Source organism: Enterococcus sp. DIV0210g (assembly GCF_050559705.1).
GTDB classification, from domain to species: Bacteria; Bacillota; Bacilli; order Lactobacillales; family Enterococcaceae; genus Enterococcus_B; species Enterococcus_B faecalis_A.
In genome coordinates, this window is the sequence record NZ_CP187903.1 from 2,190,252 (window position 1) to 2,207,683 (window position 17,432).

The 17,432-nt window shown below is 40.5% G+C and carries 16 protein-coding genes and 1 riboswitch; of the genes, 4 read left to right on the top strand and 12 right to left on the bottom strand.

The genetic code is table 11. The features are described 5' to 3' along the window. Positions 1 to 6 precede the first annotated feature (6 nt). Positions 7 to 52: riboswitch (PreQ1 riboswitch) on the bottom strand. Between the two features lie 613 nt (positions 53 to 665). Next, the gene (locus tag IGI64_RS10580; protein WP_429940502.1) at positions 666 to 1,637 is read left to right on the top strand and encodes a diacylglycerol/lipid kinase family protein; all 972 of its coding nucleotides are present in this window, start codon (positions 666 to 668) and stop codon (positions 1,635 to 1,637) included. 218 nt (positions 1,638 to 1,855) lie between these two features. Here IGI64_RS10580 and recD2 read toward each other — a convergent pair whose 3' ends face one another. The 4 genes from recD2 to IGI64_RS10600 form a co-directional block, all read right to left on the bottom strand. Next, positions 1,856 to 4,411, bottom strand: a complete 2,556-nt coding sequence (gene recD2, locus IGI64_RS10585) for an SF1B family DNA helicase RecD2 (protein WP_429940503.1) — start codon at positions 4,409 to 4,411, stop codon at positions 1,856 to 1,858. Positions 4,412 to 4,430: 19 nt separating this feature from the next. Further along, positions 4,431 to 5,084, bottom strand: a complete 654-nt coding sequence (locus IGI64_RS10590) for a histidine phosphatase family protein (protein WP_429940504.1) — start codon at positions 5,082 to 5,084, stop codon at positions 4,431 to 4,433. A gap of 54 nt (positions 5,085 to 5,138) precedes the next feature. Next, positions 5,139 to 5,642 carry a tRNA (uridine(34)/cytosine(34)/5-carboxymethylaminomethyluridine(34)-2'-O)-methyltransferase TrmL gene (trmL, locus tag IGI64_RS10595; protein WP_429940505.1) on the bottom strand — a complete coding sequence of 168 codons (504 nt, stop codon included), beginning with the start codon at positions 5,640 to 5,642 and terminating at the stop codon, positions 5,139 to 5,141. A 229-nt stretch (positions 5,643 to 5,871) separates the two neighbouring features. Then, positions 5,872 to 6,729 (bottom strand): methyltransferase domain-containing protein, encoded by an 858-nt coding sequence (locus IGI64_RS10600; protein WP_429940506.1) that lies wholly within the window; start codon positions 6,727 to 6,729, stop codon positions 5,872 to 5,874. 206 nt (positions 6,730 to 6,935) lie between these two features. Between IGI64_RS10600 and IGI64_RS10605 the strand changes: the two genes are divergently transcribed. Continuing rightward, a complete protein-coding gene (locus IGI64_RS10605; RefSeq protein WP_429940507.1) occupies positions 6,936 to 7,574 on the top strand; it encodes a copper homeostasis protein CutC in 639 nt (212 codons plus the stop codon). A gap of 83 nt (positions 7,575 to 7,657) precedes the next feature. On the opposite strand, the gene mgtE is transcribed toward IGI64_RS10605, so the two are convergent. From mgtE to IGI64_RS10625, 4 genes are read right to left on the bottom strand one after another with little or no spacing between them, the layout of a single operon-like run. Continuing rightward, a complete protein-coding gene (mgtE, locus tag IGI64_RS10610) occupies positions 7,658 to 9,019 on the bottom strand; it encodes a magnesium transporter (protein ID WP_429940508.1) in 1,362 nt (453 codons plus the stop codon). Positions 9,020 to 9,036: 17 nt separating this feature from the next. Further along, the gene (locus IGI64_RS10615; RefSeq protein ID WP_429940509.1) at positions 9,037 to 9,936 is read right to left on the bottom strand and encodes an RluA family pseudouridine synthase; all 900 of its coding nucleotides are present in this window, start codon (positions 9,934 to 9,936) and stop codon (positions 9,037 to 9,039) included. A 1-nt stretch (position 9,937) separates the two neighbouring features. Then, the gene (locus tag IGI64_RS10620) at positions 9,938 to 10,735 is read right to left on the bottom strand and encodes an NAD kinase (protein ID WP_429940510.1); all 798 of its coding nucleotides are present in this window, start codon (positions 10,733 to 10,735) and stop codon (positions 9,938 to 9,940) included. Next, entirely contained in the window at positions 10,713 to 11,408 is a 696-nt protein-coding gene (locus tag IGI64_RS10625; protein ID WP_016624616.1) for a GTP pyrophosphokinase, read from the bottom strand. The genes IGI64_RS10620 and IGI64_RS10625 overlap by 23 nt, the downstream gene beginning before the upstream one ends. Positions 11,409 to 11,542: 134 nt before the next feature. Between IGI64_RS10625 and IGI64_RS10630 the strand changes: the two genes are divergently transcribed. Continuing rightward, the gene (locus tag IGI64_RS10630) at positions 11,543 to 12,118 is read left to right on the top strand and encodes a CYTH domain-containing protein (protein ID WP_429940511.1); all 576 of its coding nucleotides are present in this window, start codon (positions 11,543 to 11,545) and stop codon (positions 12,116 to 12,118) included. A gap of 117 nt (positions 12,119 to 12,235) precedes the next feature. Next, on the top strand, positions 12,236 to 12,904 hold the full coding sequence (locus IGI64_RS10635; RefSeq protein ID WP_429940512.1) for a ClpXP adapter SpxH family protein: 669 nt from the start codon (positions 12,236 to 12,238) through the stop codon (positions 12,902 to 12,904). A 130-nt stretch (positions 12,905 to 13,034) separates the two neighbouring features. Here the strand turns inward: IGI64_RS10635 and pepF are convergent, their stop codons facing one another. From pepF to spxA, 4 genes are all read right to left on the bottom strand, one after another. After that, entirely contained in the window at positions 13,035 to 14,855 is a 1,821-nt protein-coding gene (gene pepF / locus IGI64_RS10640; RefSeq protein ID WP_429940513.1) for an oligoendopeptidase F, read from the bottom strand. 48 nt (positions 14,856 to 14,903) lie between these two features. Further along, a complete protein-coding gene (locus IGI64_RS10645) occupies positions 14,904 to 15,938 on the bottom strand; it encodes a competence protein CoiA (RefSeq protein WP_429940514.1) in 1,035 nt (344 codons plus the stop codon). A 127-nt stretch (positions 15,939 to 16,065) separates the two neighbouring features. After that, a complete protein-coding gene (locus tag IGI64_RS10650) occupies positions 16,066 to 16,716 on the bottom strand; it encodes an adaptor protein MecA (protein WP_429940515.1) in 651 nt (216 codons plus the stop codon). A gap of 207 nt (positions 16,717 to 16,923) precedes the next feature. After that, a complete protein-coding gene (spxA, locus tag IGI64_RS10655; protein WP_034862489.1) occupies positions 16,924 to 17,322 on the bottom strand; it encodes a transcriptional regulator SpxA in 399 nt (132 codons plus the stop codon). Positions 17,323 to 17,432: the final 110 nt, after the last annotated feature.

A 17,432-nucleotide genomic window follows, 5' to 3' on the forward strand; every position in this document is an offset into this window, starting at 1 on the left:
TCCTCATTTCTCCTAGTTTTTTTGCGCGGGATGGTTGATGAACCGCGGACCTAGTCGTTTTTTTACAAAACGAACTAGAATCGAAAAAATTTCTTGGCTTCAGTTTTCACTGAAATATCCCGAAATCTTGACCACAATCATTCATTATAACAGAAGGCTTTTTCTTTTCAACAACTAGCTGTTATTTCCTGGAAAAGTAATGTTAAATCCCAGAAGTAAACGTTTGCAAAAAGAAGCAAAACATGGTATAAAATAGGTGTAAGGGGTCATAAGAATTCCCAGTAGCGCAGACGAAGCAGGTTCTGCTGAACAGAATTGTTGTGAAACTGAAACGAAGATGTAAAGGATGTGGGAATTTGAGCAACCTCTTACTTATCGTACAGGGTCTAACAGATTGCTGAAGAACTAAGTGGACACATGAACCTTAGATTTCTTCTCCGGAAAAGTACCGGATCGAGCATCTGTTAGATCTTTTTTATTTATTTTTTCTTTTCCTCTGCTATAATGTGTGGGAAACGATTTTGAATAAACAGTTTAAGAAATAGATTTCGCAAACAGTGAGCCTTGGCTGTACGGAGTCCTCGACAAAAACCAAGACAATGCTCTTGGCTTTTTCTTATGGAAGAATAAAACCGTTCTTTCAACTTAAGCTGCAGGAGGAAAAAATGGATATCCACTATCATTTATTGATCAACCAAGCGGCCGGCAGCGGAAATGGCAAAAAGACCGCAGAAAAAATCATCAAATTGCTGGAAGAAAAAAAGCTGGTATTTACTGCTCACTATAGCGAGTACGCTGGACACGATGCTGAAATCGCTGAACAACTGGTCCCCTCTTTGCTTCCTTGGCCTGAAGATAAAGAAGAATTGACAGAACAGAACGAATTTCCTTTAGTCGTTGTGATTGGCGGGGATGGTACCCTTCATCAAGTACTCAATGCTTTCCATTATTTGGGAAAAGAATTTCCAATCGGCTATATCCCAGCTGGTTCAGGAAACGATTTTGCCCGAGGGATCGGTTTGCCTCGCACAGCAGAACTGGCGTTAGATCGCCTTTTAGCAACCACTGAACCGAAAATGATCAATTTGCTGACTTTTGAAGAAAAAATAAACGAAATAAGCGGGATCTTAGTTAATAATTTTGGGATCGGCTTAGATGCAGCTGTCGTTCATGCAACTAATCATTCTGCTTCTAAAGAACGATTGAACAAGTATAATCTGGGCTCTTTTGCTTATATTTTTTCGATTGCACGGGTGTTGTTCACACAAAAAGGATTTCCGCTTTTGGCAGATGTCGGCGGCAAGCAGCTCGCTTTTTCAAAAGCATTTCTGTGTACTGTGACAAATCATCCTTATTTTGGCGGCGGGGTTGCGATTGCGCCAACAGCTGAAATCGCAAAACCGAATATGGATTTTATCCTGATTGAACGAATCAATTTTTTCAAGATTTTGTGGATCATTGGTCTGCTTCTTCGAAAAAAACATTTGAAATCAAAACATGTCCATCACTTTACAACAAGTAAACTTCGCTTGACCACAACGCTTCCTCAGTATGGACAAGCAGATGGTGAAGATTTGGATTCTCAATCCTTCGATTTGCAATTTGGGACTAAAAAACAGCCCTTTTGGTTTCTTTAAAAGAGTCAGAAACAGACTTTTAAATACAGTAAAAACCGCAAAACGATTTTACGTTTTGCGGTTTTTGATTGTTAGAAACAAGTATTTTTTACAACCACTAGTCAAACGGTGTTCGCTAAGCTGACTTTCAGCATTAAGCCTGACAAATTAAAAATATGAGAAGCTATTTCTAATTTATCATTCTTAATTCTTGAAGCAGACCATACTGCTCACAACCTCTACACAAAAGGCGTAATTTCCCCCATCCCAATCATTGGATCGATTTTCTCTTCTTTGATCAGTTGAGTGGTCAGAATATAATTTTGGGGCGCTTCTTCCACGATTGGTTCTGATGTTTTTTCAGGCGCAAAAAGACTGATTTCTTCTGTTTGTTCATCCGGCTCATCTGCGATTGTTTCTTTTTTTGTTTTCACGACAGCTGGTTGGCGTTTCGGTTCTTCTGGTGTTGTGTAGACACCATCTTCAAATGGGTCATCCCCTGCCAGAGAATCTTCGTAAGCAGTCAATTTCGTGCGGATCGTCAATGACATTTGTTCATTGTGGATGATCCGTTCTTTTAAAGTCGTCAATCTTACTGCAGACTCATTTTTCACACAGGTTTCGTAGGCATTTTCTTCCCCTAGTAAAATCAACAGGTCTTTACTCCGCGTAACAGCCGTATATAAAAGATTTCGCTGCAGCATTCGCTGATACTGGTGTACCATTGGCAAGATCACCATCTTGAATTCACTACCTTGGGACTTGTGGATCGAACAGCAATACGACAAAGTGATTTTGTTCCATTCATTTCGCTTATATGTTACTTCATTCGCGTCAAATTGAATGACCAGTTCATCGACTTTGTCTTCGGAATCTTTGGCTAAAATAATCCCAGTGATCACGCCCATATCTCCGTTAAAAACATTCACTTCCGGTGTATTGACGAGTTGGAGCACCTTATCCCCGATTCGATAAACCGTATCATTCCAACTGACTTCTTTTTTCCGTCCGTCAGAAGGATTGAAAATCTCCTGCATCATTTTATTCAATGCGTCGATTCCTGCTGCACCGCGATACATCGGCGCCAACACTTGGATATCTTGGGCAGTAAAACCTTTCTTTTTCGCTTTTGCGACGATTTGTGAAATCAGTGGTTCGATTTGGTACGCATCGCTTTTGAAGAACGAACGGTCTTTCTGGTTTTTCGTAAAATCGGGCGGTAATTTTCCTTCTTTGATCTCATGGGCTAAAGGAATGATACTCGACCCGTCTCCTTGACGATAGATTTCCGTCAATTCTACTTTTGGAATCTCATTGATTTCCATTAAATCATGCAAGACTTGTCCTGGTCCAACCGATGGAAGCTGATCTTTGTCTCCGACTAAAATTACTTGCATATTTGTTGGAATTGCTTTGAACAAGGTATTTGCCAGCCATGTATCGACCATTGACATCTCATCGACTATCAATAATCCGCCTTCTAATTCTTTTGTGCTCATCGTTGGTGTTTTTTCTCGCCCATTCAATCCTAATAGCCGGTGGATCGTACTTGCGGGGAGACCCGTTGTTTCATTCATTCGTTTCGCCGCTCTTCCTGTCGGTGCAGCGAGCAAAATCGGAAAAATCTCTTGCGTATATTTATTGGGATCTAATTCCAATCCGTTCAATTCAGCAAAAAGATGGACGATTCCGTTGATTACCGTCGTTTTCCCTGTACCTGGTCCCCCTGTCAGAATGAATAACGGTGATTTGATTGCTTCAGTAATGGCTTTTTCCTGTGAATCGCCATATTGGATACCTAGTGTTTTTTCCGTCAAACGAATCGTTTTCTGGATTTCTTTTTCGGGATAACGGATCTCTTTCTTCCGATGAAGCAGCCGTTGGATCGAACTGCCAATACCCCATTCAGAAAAATACAAACTATTTTCATACAAATTGGTTTCTTCTTGCTGTATTTTACCTTCTTCGACCAGTTGGATAATGACCGAAGCTGCCTGATCAGGTGTTATTTCAATAGGTCGGCTGGTTTCTAGCAAACGAATCGTCTGCTGCAGCAAGTCTTCAGCTGGAACATAGGTATTCCCCGTCTGGATGGCCTGCTGAAAAATCTGATGTAAAACAGCCGCGCGGATACGGCGAGGAGAATCAGCAGCGATCCCGATTTGTTCAGCCAAATTATCTGCACGTTTGAACCCGATTCCCTCGATATCTTCCACGAGCTGGTACGGATTTTCTTGAATAATATCCAGCGCTTCATTTTTATACGCTTGATAGATACTAAAGGCAAGCTGGCTCCCAAATCCATAACGATTCAATCCCATGATGACTTGATCCATACCATGATTCAAGCGAATCGTTTCAGCAATCAGTTCACGTTTTTCTTTGGTTAATCCCGTTATTTTTTTGAGTTCTGACGGATCAGAAATAATTCGTTCAATGGCATCTTCACCAAGTAATGCGACGATTTTTTCTGCCGTTTTTTTCCCAATACCAGGAAATTTATCACTCGACAAATACGCAATGATCCCATTTGCTGTCGTTGGTTTTTCCTGTTCGTACCGCTCCACTTTTAATTGTCTTCCATACTTTGGATGATCGACTAATTCACCAAAAAAACGGTATGTTTCATTTTCTTGTATTTCTCCAAAACTGCCAGTTGCAACAATTTCTTTTTCTCGAAAATCCGCATCTGTTTCACTGACATGGATAAGAAGAACTTTGTAGAAGTTGCTTGGGTTTTGAAAAAAGACCGCTGCTACCGTGCCGACAAAATAAGGCATTTTTTCTGGCTGCATAAGAGGAGCTCCTTTCAATCTATAATAATGGTTCTGGTTTCGTATCCGAACCTAAAAAATCAATATTGTTCCACGTTTTTAATTTGTAAGGCGGCTCAGGTGATCCTTCCGTCTCCAAAATCGTCAAACTGCTGTTATATAAACCGCCCATCTCGCGCAATTGGCTGATTTCTTTCCCCAGCATCCATTGAATTGCCGCAGTCATCGATGCGCCATGACCAACAAATAAGACTGGACCTGTATGTTTGGCTGCCGCTTCGGTCACAACCGCTTCGATTCGTGAAATTGCCTCTTGGATCGGTTCCCCATTAAAAGGTGTGGGATCATATTTGTCCAAATGATGACGCAGATTAGGCAAGTTTTCAGGATATTTTCCATACATCTCATCAATCGAGCGTCCTTCTAATTCACCCAGTCCAAGCTCCTTCAATTGATCGGTGTAAATAATCTCTGTCGGATGAACCAGCTCTTGGTTGATGCCTTGCGCTGTATCTTGTGCGCGCTTGGCTGTACTCGAATAAATCACTTCAAAAGGAATCTGCTGGATATGCTGACCAAACAGTTTGATTTCTTCATAACTATGAGGCAATAGTGGAGAATCGCCGTTGCTGCCTTGAAAACGGCGCTCCAGGTTCCATTGTGTTTTTCCATGTCGTGTAAAATATAGTTCCATTGCGGCGAACTCCTTTTAAGTTTGATAGTTCTATTTTAACGTAAAAAACAACGATTAATCCAGCTTGTCGTTTTCATAGTGATGTGTCAAATCAAGATCAGGGAATCCTTGTTGTCTCAATGCTTCATAAACGATCATCGCAGCAGTATTTGAGAGGTTCAATGAACGGACATGTTCATCATTCATTGGGATACGCAAACATTTTTCTTCATTTTCCCGCATAAAGTCTTCTGGTAAACCCGTTGTTTCTTTCCCAAATAAAAAGAAGTGCTCTTCTCCATCTGCAAAATTTTCATCACTGTAGACTTTGTTTGCAAATTTAGAGATCAAGTGCAGTTTTCGTCCATTCAAATATTCTAAAAACGAAGGAAGATCTTTGTGATACGTGATATTCACATCATTCCAATAATCTAATCCGGCTCTTTTTAAATATTTGTCGTCTGTTGAAAAGCCCAGTGGTTCGATCAAATGCAGCGGTGTATTAGTAGCTGCGCAAGTTCTAGCGATATTTCCTGTGTTTGCAGGAATCAATGGTTCAAATAAAACGATGTGATTCATATCTATCAACCTCTCATCTTTATGTTTGCTCTTTTCAGCATGTTTTTTTGAAAAACGGCATAAAAAAAAACGTATCAACTCGGTGTCAGTCACTGCGAGTCGTTACGTTAGTGAAGCTCTTTTCACTAACTTTTATCAGAACAGGAACCTGATAAAAACCAATGAAAAAACAACTTGTTGCTAATATACCACCAACTTTTGCGTTTTGCAATAGTTCCTCTGAAAAAAATCAGAAAAAACGCGTACTCTTAGTTCCTTTTAATAATTCTATGTCAATTGTAATTTTCCTTAACGGATTTTCTTGTAATTTTTCTTTTATTGACGCTTCTACTTGCCATTCAAGCGGCGACATGGCTAATAGATCTAACTGATTTTCTTCCGGTATTGAAAATTCATAGGTTACACGACGGCGTTTCACCAGCTGCATTGATTCTTCAAATTTTGCAGCTACCCGTTCATTAGAATAATTTTGTTTTTCGGGCTGATCCGGGTAAAACGCTTGGCGCAGCTCTTTTAAATAGCCGCTTTGCGGAACGATTTTCAGCACTTCGCCTTCATCTGCCAGCACGCGCTGAAACTCTTGATAATGGGAAGGTGAAAAAATATTCAGGATCGTTTCGAATTGTTTGTTTTCAAATGGCAGATTTGTCAAATCTGCTACACACCAAAATGCGTCCATTGGCTGTTCTGTCGCTGCATAAACGCCTTCTTTTGAAATATCGAAACCAACTGCTTTTTTTATAGCTGTCAATTGAGATAATTCTTGTAAGAAGCTCCCTTCTCCACAACCTACATCCAAGACCTTACTATTTTTCGGCATTTCTTCTGCCAGCATTTCTAAAACCGGGGTATACATACCCGCTTGGATCATTCGTCTTCGCGGCGTGAACATCCCTTGGTCGTATTCTGTTTTAACTGCATGTGTCAAAAAATACAGTGTTCCTTTTTTTGACAAATCATAACGGTGGTTTTGTGTACACACCAGGCCATTTGGTGTTTCAGACACGGGATTTTGACAAAGCGGACAGCGGAACATCGAATGATTTTCTTTCAAAAACTGTCGGGCGCGGTCAATTTTTTTCAACATAACTTTTCCCCTCATTTCTTTTTTATCTTACCTTTCCCACCAGACTTTAGCAAGCCCGAAAAGTATGTTACAATGCACAGGAAACAGGGTTGCTGAAAGCGAAAATAAGCAAATTTCCACAAATAGAGGGCTGCTATTTTTTATTTATTCAAACCCTCTCTTCTCGCTGATAAAAGCTGCAGCTGCCAAAAAAAGGAGGCAAAAAAATGATCAAAGAATTTTGCGCAGAAAATTATACATTGATTCCTCATGCCATCGCTAAAGGTGCCGGCCGCATCGAATTATGCGACAATCTAGCTGTGGGCGGCACTACGCCAAGTACAGGAGTAATCGAGGAAGCCTTAAGCTATGCTGGTGAAAAAAACGTTCCGATCATGACCATGATCCGTCCGCGCGGCGGCGACTTCGTTTACAACGACATCGAATTAAAAATCATGCACACCGACCTGATCGAAGCAAAAAAATTAGGAACAGACGGCGTTGTATTCGGCTGTCTGACGCCCTCTGGCTGGTTGGACGAAGAAGCCTTGGAATTACTGACAGAAACAGCTGAAGGGCTTCAAATCACCTTCCACATGGCTTTTGACGCTATTCCTGAAGACAAACAGCTAGAAGCAATCGATTGGCTTGTTGACCACGGTGTCCACCGCATTTTAACGCATGGCGGAGCTGCTGGTACACCGATTGAAGAAAATCTCTCTCATTTGAAAAAATTGATCGACTACGCCAATGAGCGCTTGATTATTTTACCTGGTGCAGGTATTTCTTATCAAAATGCAGAAGCAGTTGCTGAAGCATTGGGTGTCAGCGAAGTCCACGGTACGAAAATCGTGGATCTAGGGTAATTATTTTTTCCAAAAAAATAATATGCAAAAAACATACAAAAAAGGCCGCGAAACATGAAAAATGTTCCGCAGCCTTTTCTTTTTTACATAAAATAAGACATAAACAATGAAGCAATATTGAAATAAATCAGCACACTTGTCAAATCACTCAGCGTCGTGATAAACGGACCGCTGGCTACTGCCGGGTCAAACCCGAGTTTATCCATCAGCATCGGGATCAAACTTCCTGCCAAATTAGCAACAGTGATCGCAAACAACATCGCCATCCCGATCACAAATCCTAAGATGAAATTATGCTTCCAGAAACCGACGATCAAGAAAATCGTCAGTCCTGTGACCAAACCAGTAACTACCCCAGTCAGAACTTCTGCTAAGACGAGCTGGAAAAATCCGTGTTCTTTATCATCAGAAATCGCTAAACGACGAACAGCTACCGCCAAAGATTGGGTCCCCGCGTTTCCAGCGGTCCCTGTGATCAAAGAGATGAAAACCGCTAAAATACTCGCCTCGCTCACTAAGTCTTCATAATGACTGATCAGTGAAGCTGTCGACATCCCCAAAAAGAGCAGTGTAATCAGCCACGGCAAACGTCTTGAAGCTGCTTTGACTGGATTTTCATTGATTTCTTCAACGTTGACCCCCGCCAAACCAGAGTAGTCGCTGGCTGCTTCGTCATCGATTACGTCAATGATATCATCAACTGTAACGATCCCCAGCAGATGGTCATCATAATCAGTAACAGGAAGTGCTAGAAAGTCATAGTCACGGAATGTTTGGGCAACATCTTCTTGATCATCTCCCACTGATACAGAGATGATCCGCTCACTCATCACATCAGCAATCATGGTATCGTCCTCATTCACAATCAAATCTCGAAGTGAAATAACACCTACCAGCTGATTTTCTTGGTTTACGACATAAATATAATAAATCGTTTCAGCAACATCAGCTGCATTTTTCAATACATACATTGCCGAACGTACGGTTTGATTCGCTACGATTGAAACAAATTCCGTGGTCATGATCGCACCAGCAGTATCATCTTCATAGTGCAAGAGTTCTTTGATTTCGCTGGCATTTTCAGCTGGCATCAAACTCAAATATTTGGCCATTTGCTTCTTATCTAAGGTATTCAGCAAATCGACCGCATTATCGGTATACATTTCCGCGAGCATATCAGCTGCATAGCTAGGCCGCATTTCCGCAAGATAGTCTTTCATATATTCATTGTCTTCTTCGATGGTGTCGAACATATCGGCAAGTTCTTTAGGAGACAGATACGCATAGATCATCTGGCGTTCTTCTTCTGAGAGTGATTGGTAGAACTGACCCTGCTCATAAATGTGCATCTCCAAGAAATCATTTCTAAATTCCTGGATGTTGTTTTTTCTCAAATCTTCTGTCAACTGGGCAAATCGTTCCTCTAATTCTTGATTTTCGTCCAAACCAATCTCACCTCACCTTAAATTCTCAACTGTTCAACGACTTTCGCCATATCTGCCGCTAACGGCTGTTCAAACACTAGCAGCTCTTCTGTAAAAGGATGGAAAAACCGTAAATCATAACAATGCAGCGCCTGTCTCTGGATACCCAGATCCATTCTGCCGCCATACATCTCATCACCTAAAAGCGGACAGCCGATGGAAGAAAAATGGACTCTGATTTGATGGGTCCTTCCGGTATGGAGCTGGATATCTGCCAGCGCAGCTTCTTTAAGCTGCTTTTCCAGCCAGTATTCTGTTTCTGCATACTGACCGTCTGTACAGACTTTCCGCTTCAATAAAGAAGTCAAATCTCGGCCTATCGGTGCTTGGATCATCCCATGTTCTTCCAAATGATCAATTGCTCCGCTAACAAGTGCTTGATATTTTTTTACAAATTTCTTTTCCCGCAGCTGGATATCTAGTTTCGCATGTGCAAAACCGTGTTTCGCAAAAAGCATCAATCCTGACGTGTCTCTATCTAAACGAGTAACGACATGAATCACCTGGTTTTCATACCCTTGCTTTTTATAATACGCTTTTACCCGATTGGCCATGGTACCGTTTGGATGATATTGTGCTGGGATCGAAGAAATGCCTGCTGGTTTATTTACCACTAGGACATGTTCATCTTCAAAGACGATATCGATCGGCGTCTCATCTAACAGGACAGTTTCATGTTCGCCTTCTGCAGGAATCACAATGGTTACCTTATCATTCTCTGAAAGAGAAAACAAGACATTTTCCGTCTGTTCGTTGACTTTGATTTCTCCGCCTTGAAATTTTATTTTCGCTAATAAACCTTTAGAGATGCCCTTCTCTTTTAGGAAAAATTTCAATTTTTGTGTCTGTTCTTTTTCATAGATCCATGTAAATTCCATTTTAGTCCTCACCAATAAATGCGTCTTTTACACGATGCCAAAAATGCATGTGCCGATAAGAAGAAAAATGGATCCGTTCTTCTGCTATACGATAATAAATAGAATGGATGTCTTCTTTTGCCACTTCCAAATGATCAATTGTCACTTGGTAATCCTCAGTATTCTCAAGTTTGATTTCCAGCCATTCATTATGGGCAATGACGATTGGCGAACCGAGTGTCCGAAACACACGGTTATTCAAAGAAGCAATCTCTGCTAATTGAAACGCGTTGATACTTGGATGGATCACTGCGCCGCCTACACTTTTATTATAGGCTGTCGATCCTGTAGGGGTAGAGATCGCTAAGCCATCCCCGCGAAAACGTTCAAATAATTCATTTTTGATATATACATCTGCGACCATGGTTCGGTTTGCTCGTTTGATTGTTGACTCGTTCAACGCCAAAAGATGCTTGTCTGGTTTATCATTTCGGTATTGGACACGCACATCTAATAACGGATAACTGACTGTTTGCCCTCTGGTGGAACACAAGCTGTCGACCATCTCCGGCAGTTCATAGTCGCGCCAATCTGTGTAGAAACCCAAATGCCCAGTGTGGACGCCTAAAAAACTCACTTCATTCAAACGATGGCTGAAACGATGGAAAGCAGACAGCAGCGTCCCATCGCCCCCTATCGATATCACTAATTCCGGGTGTTGCATGTCGACTTGGATGCCTGCTTTTGCTAAAAGAGTTTCCAGATTCTTGGTAACCGCTAATGATTTTTCTTGATTATTATGAACGATCGCTACCTTCATCTGTCTCCTCCTCGTTTGTGTTGATCAATTTGCGGTAATAGATATCGTTTGGCGTCCCCCTGCCATGAGAAAACAGACGTTGCGCTTCTTGGATCTCTTCACGAATACTGGACATCTCTTCATCTAAACGATAAGCGGCTTCTGCTGCTCTTTGCAGTCGTTCGCTCATTTCTTCAGGAAAAACGCCTTGATATTTGTAGTTCAGCGAATGTTCGATCGTCGCCCAAAAATTCATTGCCAGGGTCCGGATCTGGATTTCTGCTAAAATCTTTTTCTCACCGCTGATCAGCTGGACCGGATATTCGATGACCAAATGATACGACCGATAGCCGCTTGCTTTTTTATTGGTGATGTAATCTCGTTCTTGGATAACATTCATGTCTTTTCTATTGCGAATGATCTCCACCACATGATGGATATCCTCCACGAATTGGCACATGATCCTCAATCCTGCGATATCAGACATTTCTTCTTCTAAACGGCTCATAGGGATATGCCGCAGCTGCGATTTCGTAATAATGCTGTCGACAGGTTTCACCCGCCCCGTCACAAATTCGATGGGAACATGTCGATTCTGTTCTCTGAATTGTTTGCGGATCCCCCGCAGTTTCACTTTTAATTCCGACACTGTTTGTTCATAAGGTGCTAAAAAAGCTTCCCAATCTCGTTCCATAGTTGATACCTCTACTTTGCACTAACATTCAGTTTTTATTTTACCATAGAAAAAAGAGTTTCAGTAATCCACCTACTTAGGATTGACCAAAAATAAAATTTCAAGCACAATAAATGATAAAAGGAGCTGTGATTATGGCACAAAACTTAGAAATAGAATATAAAACAATGTTGGATAAATCAACTTACCAGCGCTTGCTTCCTCATTATCAGCTGAAAGCAGAAGATTTCCACACACAGACCAATTATTATTTTGATACAAAAGAAGACAGCTTGAAGAAAAAAAATTGCGGCTTGCGAATTCGTTTGATGGATAACAAAGCAGAATATACGTTAAAAACGCCCGATCAAAACGGTCGTTTAGAAACAACCGACTTTTTTTCTTACGAAGAAGGAGAAACCTTTATCCAAACAAGTACTCTGCCAAAAAGCGGCGCTGTTTTCAACAAACTTGCTGAAATCGGTGTTTCTGCCGATGAATTGTCCTCTATCGGCTATTTGACCACCAAACGAGCAGAATTCAGCATCAGCGAAGGGCTCTTAGCACTAGACGAAAGTATCGCAGAAAATCTCCATGATTACGAATTGGAATTGGAAGTTTCACATGCGGAAAAAGGAGAAAAAGATTTTCAACATCTATTGAATACATTGGGAATACCTTTTCAGCCGGCAAAAAATAAAATCCAGCGAATGATTGAATCAAAAAATTAGAATCCTTTCATTTTCACAAGGGTCTTAGTTTCATTTTTTTCAGTTTTTCTGTTAAGTTAATATTTGTACTAAAACAATATATTTATTGATTAGAATCTATTTTGGGGGAGATTCAGTATGATTGAGATTTATTTATTCGTCAATCCATTGGGGAAACACTGTTACGATATCGAACAGCAGATTTTGGAATTTATCGAAGAAGACTATGGGAAAAAAGAGTTTCATTTCCGCTTTTTGCCTTTAGTAAATTTGCAGACAATTGGGGATGTCATGCAAAATCAAGGAATTTCAAAAAACGATATTCAAAAAAGAAATCAATTGTTCTCAGAAACCTATTCAGCAGCCTTAGATTGTAAAGCTGCCCAGTTTCAAGGAAAGAAAAAAGGACGTCAATTTTTGATCCAGCTGCAAAAAACAGTTGGTTGCGAAGGCACGCCTTATTCACCAGCTTTAGCTGAAAAGATTTTCAAAGAAATTGGCGGCGATTTAGCCATGTTCAAAGAAGATCGGCAGTCTGAATTTGTCAAAGAAGCATTTTTTGCAGATCAAAAAATCGCACGGGAAATGGGCATTGTCCAACATCCTTCAGCAGTCATTTATAATTACGCAAGTGAAAGAGATTTTGGTGTCCTTGTTGAAGGCACTAACAGTATAAAAAGTATCAAAGAACTTTGTAAAACCGGCAAAGATGCCTACCAGCTATTTACAAACGGGAAACCTTTACATATGGGGAAAGATACAAATTACACTGCAACGCCAAATCACTTATTTTTACTATCTAACTGATCGACGTGCGTTTATTTCACCATCTGTTTATAAACTATAGAAAAAAGGAGAAACTGTTCTTGTCAATTCGACAATACAGTCTCTCCTATTTTTTATGGCAAAAATCTATCAGAAGAAAAGTATATAGTTATTATGCTTTTTCCAATTCTTCAATCAATTGTTCTAGTTCATTCAAACGTGCTTCAAAGACAGCCATCGCATCTTCGATATAGTCAGGTTTCGTCATGTCGACACCTGCTTTTTTCATCACTTCTACTGGATAGTCGCTGCTTCCAGATTTCAAGTAATCTAAATAATGTTCCAATGCCCCTGGTTCTTTGTTCCAGATTTTTTCAGCCAATGCTGAAGCAGCTGAAAAGCCTGTTGAATATTGGAAAACATAATAATTGTAATAAAAATGAGGGATTCTTGACCACTCGAATTTGATTTCAGGATCTTTTTCTACAGCTGGTCCGTAGTATCTTGCGTTCAATTCGCCATAGCTTTCATTTAAGTATTCGCTAGTCAACGGTGTGCCTTTAGCATCTTCTGTATGCATGAAATGCTCAAATTCAGCAAATTGTGTTTGACGGAAGACTGTTCCTTTGAATCCATCTAAATAATGATTCAGCACATACGCGCGGACGCGAGGGTCTTTTTCTGTTTCTAATAAATATTCCGTCAAAATATTTTCATTTGTTGTTGAAGCGATCTCTGCTAAGAAAATCGAATAGTCGCCGTATACATAAGGCTGATTTGCGCGGGTAAAGTAACTGTGCACACTGTGGCCCATTTCGTGGACAAGCGTGAACAACTGATCTAGCGTATCGTGCCAGTTCATCAAAATATATGGTTTTGTATCGTAGCTTCCAGATGAATATGCACCGCTGCGTTTTCCTTTGTTCTCTACGACATCGATCCAGCGATCAGAAAAAGCTTCTTTTACCACGGCAAGATATTCTTCGCCCATTGGATGCAACGCTTCTACGGCTTTGTTTTTTGCGTCTTCGTAACTGAATTTCACTGGTGCCTCACCCAAAACTGGTGTATAAAGATCATACATATGCAAGGTATCCACACCAAGCAGACGTTTTCTCAATTCCATGTAACGATGCAGCAGCGGCAGATTTTTGTTTACGACATCTACTAATGTATCGTATACACTTTCTGGAATGTGGTTCGCGCTCAAAGAAGCTTCCCGCGCAGAAGAATAATTTCTGATTTTCGCTTTGAAGTTGTGCCCTTTGACGTGTGTTCCTAAAGTCGAAGCAAATGTATTATTGAATTGTTCATAGACGCTGTAAAGCCCTTTAAACGCTGCTTCGCGTACAGAACGGTCTGTGCTTTCAAGCAATTGTCCATAAACACCATGAGACAATTGGATTTTTTCTCCGTTTTCACCTTCAATCGTCGGGAAAACAAGATCTGCATTGTTCAAAATAGAAAATGTATCTTTTGACGCCCCAAAAATCTCACTTGAACCAGCGAGCAAAGCTTCTTGCTCTTCGGATAAAACATGTGCGCGGTTATCTACTGTTTGTTTGATAAAATGGCGATACATCTCAAGTTTCGGTTCTTCGTCAAAATAAGCCCAGATCTGTTCATCTGATAATTGCAGCAATTCTGGCTCAAACCAGGAAATTGCTTCGCTGACTTTGGCAAAAAGACTGCCTGCGCGTGCATAGATTGCTTGGTAAGTAGTGTTTGCTGTGTCTTGGTCATTTTTCAAATGTGCATACACATAGATTTTTTCTGTCTCTCGATAAACTTCAAGCAGATAGTCGACAGCAGATAAAAATGAATGGGCGCCGCCCGCCAATGTCCCTTTATAACTGTCTGCTTGTTTCAGCTGCTCTTCTACTTGGCTGTATGCTTCGTCAAATGCTTGATCATTAGGGAATATTTTTGTCAGATCCCACGTCAAATGCTCTGGCAGTTCTTCGCGTTTCGGTAATTGCTTCGCTTCACTCATATAATCCACTCCTTTATAGTATTCTTTAATCTTACCATAATTCGTCCATCAAACCAGCGAATGAGTGTGAAGAATTTTTGAACTTTCTGATTTTTCAAACAAACGGATACATTCTTCAAAAAATCCCTTTCTGATCTGTTTTTCATCTACCAGCGGAAACAGCCAAGGTTCCTTCTGTCTGTTTATTTCTTTTTCCCAACATTCATAGTGCCGCTTTCTGTCTAGACTTGCGGTTTCTTCAAACAGCAAACGGTGATAAAAAAGACGCTCTTGATAAAAGAAAAAGTAGCGGCTTTTGCTGTAAAGCCATTTCGGCAGATGCAAAAGATGTTTTTGCCGTAAGTAACACTTCTCTTGCAGTGATAAAATCCGTTTTTGTTTGCGTCGAAGCTGCTGCTTAAGCCACCGATGGTAATCTGTGCCTCCCTCTGTTGAAGATGATTTTTCTTTTTCTTGGCAGCAAATAATTTGTTGATTTCTAAGCTGCAGCAAATCTGTTTCGTAAAAATCCCACGTGCTTTCATGATAACGCATCTTCAAAACAGGCATCTCGCTGATGTGATGGAACAAATGTAGTTTCCCATTCGCTAAGTCCGCTTTCCAACTATGGATCCCCCGCTGTTTTGTGTACATACAGCAGCTTTTTTCCAATTGAGTGAATGCATGATTTTGCATGAATCTGTTTCCTAAGATCCACCAGCAGTCATATCCTTGATCTCTATAAGTACATGTACGTTCAATTAGTTTTTCGATACTTAATACAGAACACTGAATCTCAATTGCTAGTTTTTCCTCTTGTTGCAAAATATCCGGACGCTGTTTCAGCTGAGGCAGATAAGCTTCCAAAACAGCTGCATTTCCAAGCCACTTCTTAAAATGTTTCTTCAATCTAAGATGTTCTGCTGTTTCGGCTTCGCTGAATAATTGGCAATCCGCTGCCTTTTTATGCGCAAAATGAGCTTCTTTTTGAAGACCTTTCTTCAAGATCACAGGTTGTCCGCACCCGCCGCAATGGTAGTTCCTGCCTTTGGAAGCCTCTTGCGCTAAAATATCGTCGCCTTGTTTTGTCTTTGCAATCAGCATTTTCTCACCCCTTATAAAACTTACGCAGCTTTGCTCGAAAAATTTTTGCCTAGCAAAAAAACGCCTCTTCAAAAACAGCTGTCTGTTTCTGAGGAGGCGTCTGATCGACATGGAGCCAAGCACCATTTTATTTAAAATAATAGTTTGTCAGTTCAAGCGCATTTCGTTCCATCAAGCACTTGCCGTATTCATCCAAACGCGCGGAAGTGATGTCACTTTTATTTGCAAATTCCAAGATTTTCGCGATTTGGTTGTCTACGTCTGCTTTGTTCAACTCTTCTAACCAAAAATGTACATCTAAATAATAGTGATCTTCAAATATATATAAATTGGTCCAAGCTGATTCCAATTCTACGTCTTTTGCTAATTGCACCATTTGCTCGAAGTCATCAAAAATAAATACAGCTTCTTTCTCTGGCGCTTCAGGAACTTTCGCTTTTTCTTCTGTTTCTTCGCTATCCATCAACTGACGGCGCAAAAACTCGCTTACTTCTTCTGGGTCTCCTGCGAAATCACCAGATTGTGCCAGCTCTTCGTCAGGCAGATTCTTGCTGATGAACAACTCCAAGCCGTCTCCTTTTGGCAAAACTTGGAAAGTCACAGCTTCGCTTCCTCGGAACTCTTCTTCGATATCCACTTCTTCTAAAATACTATAAAAGAAGGTTTCGATTTCTTTATGATTGCCTAACAAGTCCAAGAAAGAAATACCTCTTTCTGCCAAGTCCTCATTACCGATCACTACTCGAATCGTATTTTCATTGATATGTTCCATTTCCATTTTGCTACACCTCACTTTGCCAATCTGGTCAGTATAGGTACATTGTATCGGAAAGCGGATAAATGTAAAGAAAAAACTCGTATGACCATTGGAAATTTAAGACTTCTTGCACTTTGCCGGAAGTTCTTACATTGATATTTAAAATTCTAGATTCCTTAAACAAAAAAGATCAGGAACAGTGTCTGTTCCTGATCTCCAGTGATTTTCTTATAAACCAGCCATCATTTGCGCTTGTCTCAATTCAAGCTGACGTACATCTCTTGGCAAGAAACGACGGATTTCATCTTCATTGAACCCTACTTGCAGACGTTTGTCGTCGATCATGATCGGACGACGCAGCAAACCTGGATTGTCTTGAACCAATTCTAGTAGGTCTTGCAACGGAAGGTCATCTAGATCCATGTTCAATTTTTGGAATACTTTTGAACGTGTAGAAATGATTTCTTCTGTTCCATCTTCAGTCATTTGCAAGATTGCTTTTAGTTCTGAACTATTCAATGGTTCAGAAAAAATATTGCGTTCTACAAATGGTATTTGATGCTCTTGCAGCCATGCGCGAGCCTTTCTGCAGGAAGTACAGCTTGGGGAAGTATATAGTGTTAACAACGTGCACCACTCCTTTTCGTGAAATTCATCACACTTTTATAACAGAAGTTTATTTATTACTTCTATCTGTGTCTATTATAACTAATCATATATTAAATTGCTACCTTTTT

Coding starts and splice junctions, on each gene's coding strand:
- IGI64_RS10580 (WP_429940502.1), top strand. CDS start 666: ATGGATATCCACTATCATTTATTGATCAACCAAGCGGCCGGCAGCGGA.
- recD2 (WP_429940503.1), bottom strand. CDS start 4,411: ATGCAGCCAGAAAAAATGCCTTATTTTGTCGGCACGGTAGCAGCGGTC.
- IGI64_RS10590 (WP_429940504.1), bottom strand. CDS start 5,084: ATGGAACTATATTTTACACGACATGGAAAAACACAATGGAACCTGGAG.
- trmL (WP_429940505.1), bottom strand. CDS start 5,642: ATGAATCACATCGTTTTATTTGAACCATTGATTCCTGCAAACACAGGA.
- IGI64_RS10600 (WP_429940506.1), bottom strand. CDS start 6,729: ATGTTGAAAAAAATTGACCGCGCCCGACAGTTTTTGAAAGAAAATCAT.
- IGI64_RS10605 (WP_429940507.1), top strand. CDS start 6,936: ATGATCAAAGAATTTTGCGCAGAAAATTATACATTGATTCCTCATGCC.
- IGI64_RS10615 (WP_429940509.1), bottom strand. CDS start 9,936: ATGGAATTTACATGGATCTATGAAAAAGAACAGACACAAAAATTGAAA.
- IGI64_RS10620 (WP_429940510.1), bottom strand. CDS start 10,735: ATGAAGGTAGCGATCGTTCATAATAATCAAGAAAAATCATTAGCGGTT.
- IGI64_RS10625 (WP_016624616.1), bottom strand. CDS start 11,408: ATGGAACGAGATTGGGAAGCTTTTTTAGCACCTTATGAACAAACAGTG.
- IGI64_RS10630 (WP_429940511.1), top strand. CDS start 11,543: ATGGCACAAAACTTAGAAATAGAATATAAAACAATGTTGGATAAATCA.
- IGI64_RS10635 (WP_429940512.1), top strand. CDS start 12,236: ATGATTGAGATTTATTTATTCGTCAATCCATTGGGGAAACACTGTTAC.
- pepF (WP_429940513.1), bottom strand. CDS start 14,855: ATGAGTGAAGCGAAGCAATTACCGAAACGCGAAGAACTGCCAGAGCAT.
- IGI64_RS10645 (WP_429940514.1), bottom strand. CDS start 15,938: ATGCTGATTGCAAAGACAAAACAAGGCGACGATATTTTAGCGCAAGAG.
- IGI64_RS10650 (WP_429940515.1), bottom strand. CDS start 16,716: ATGGAAATGGAACATATCAATGAAAATACGATTCGAGTAGTGATCGGT.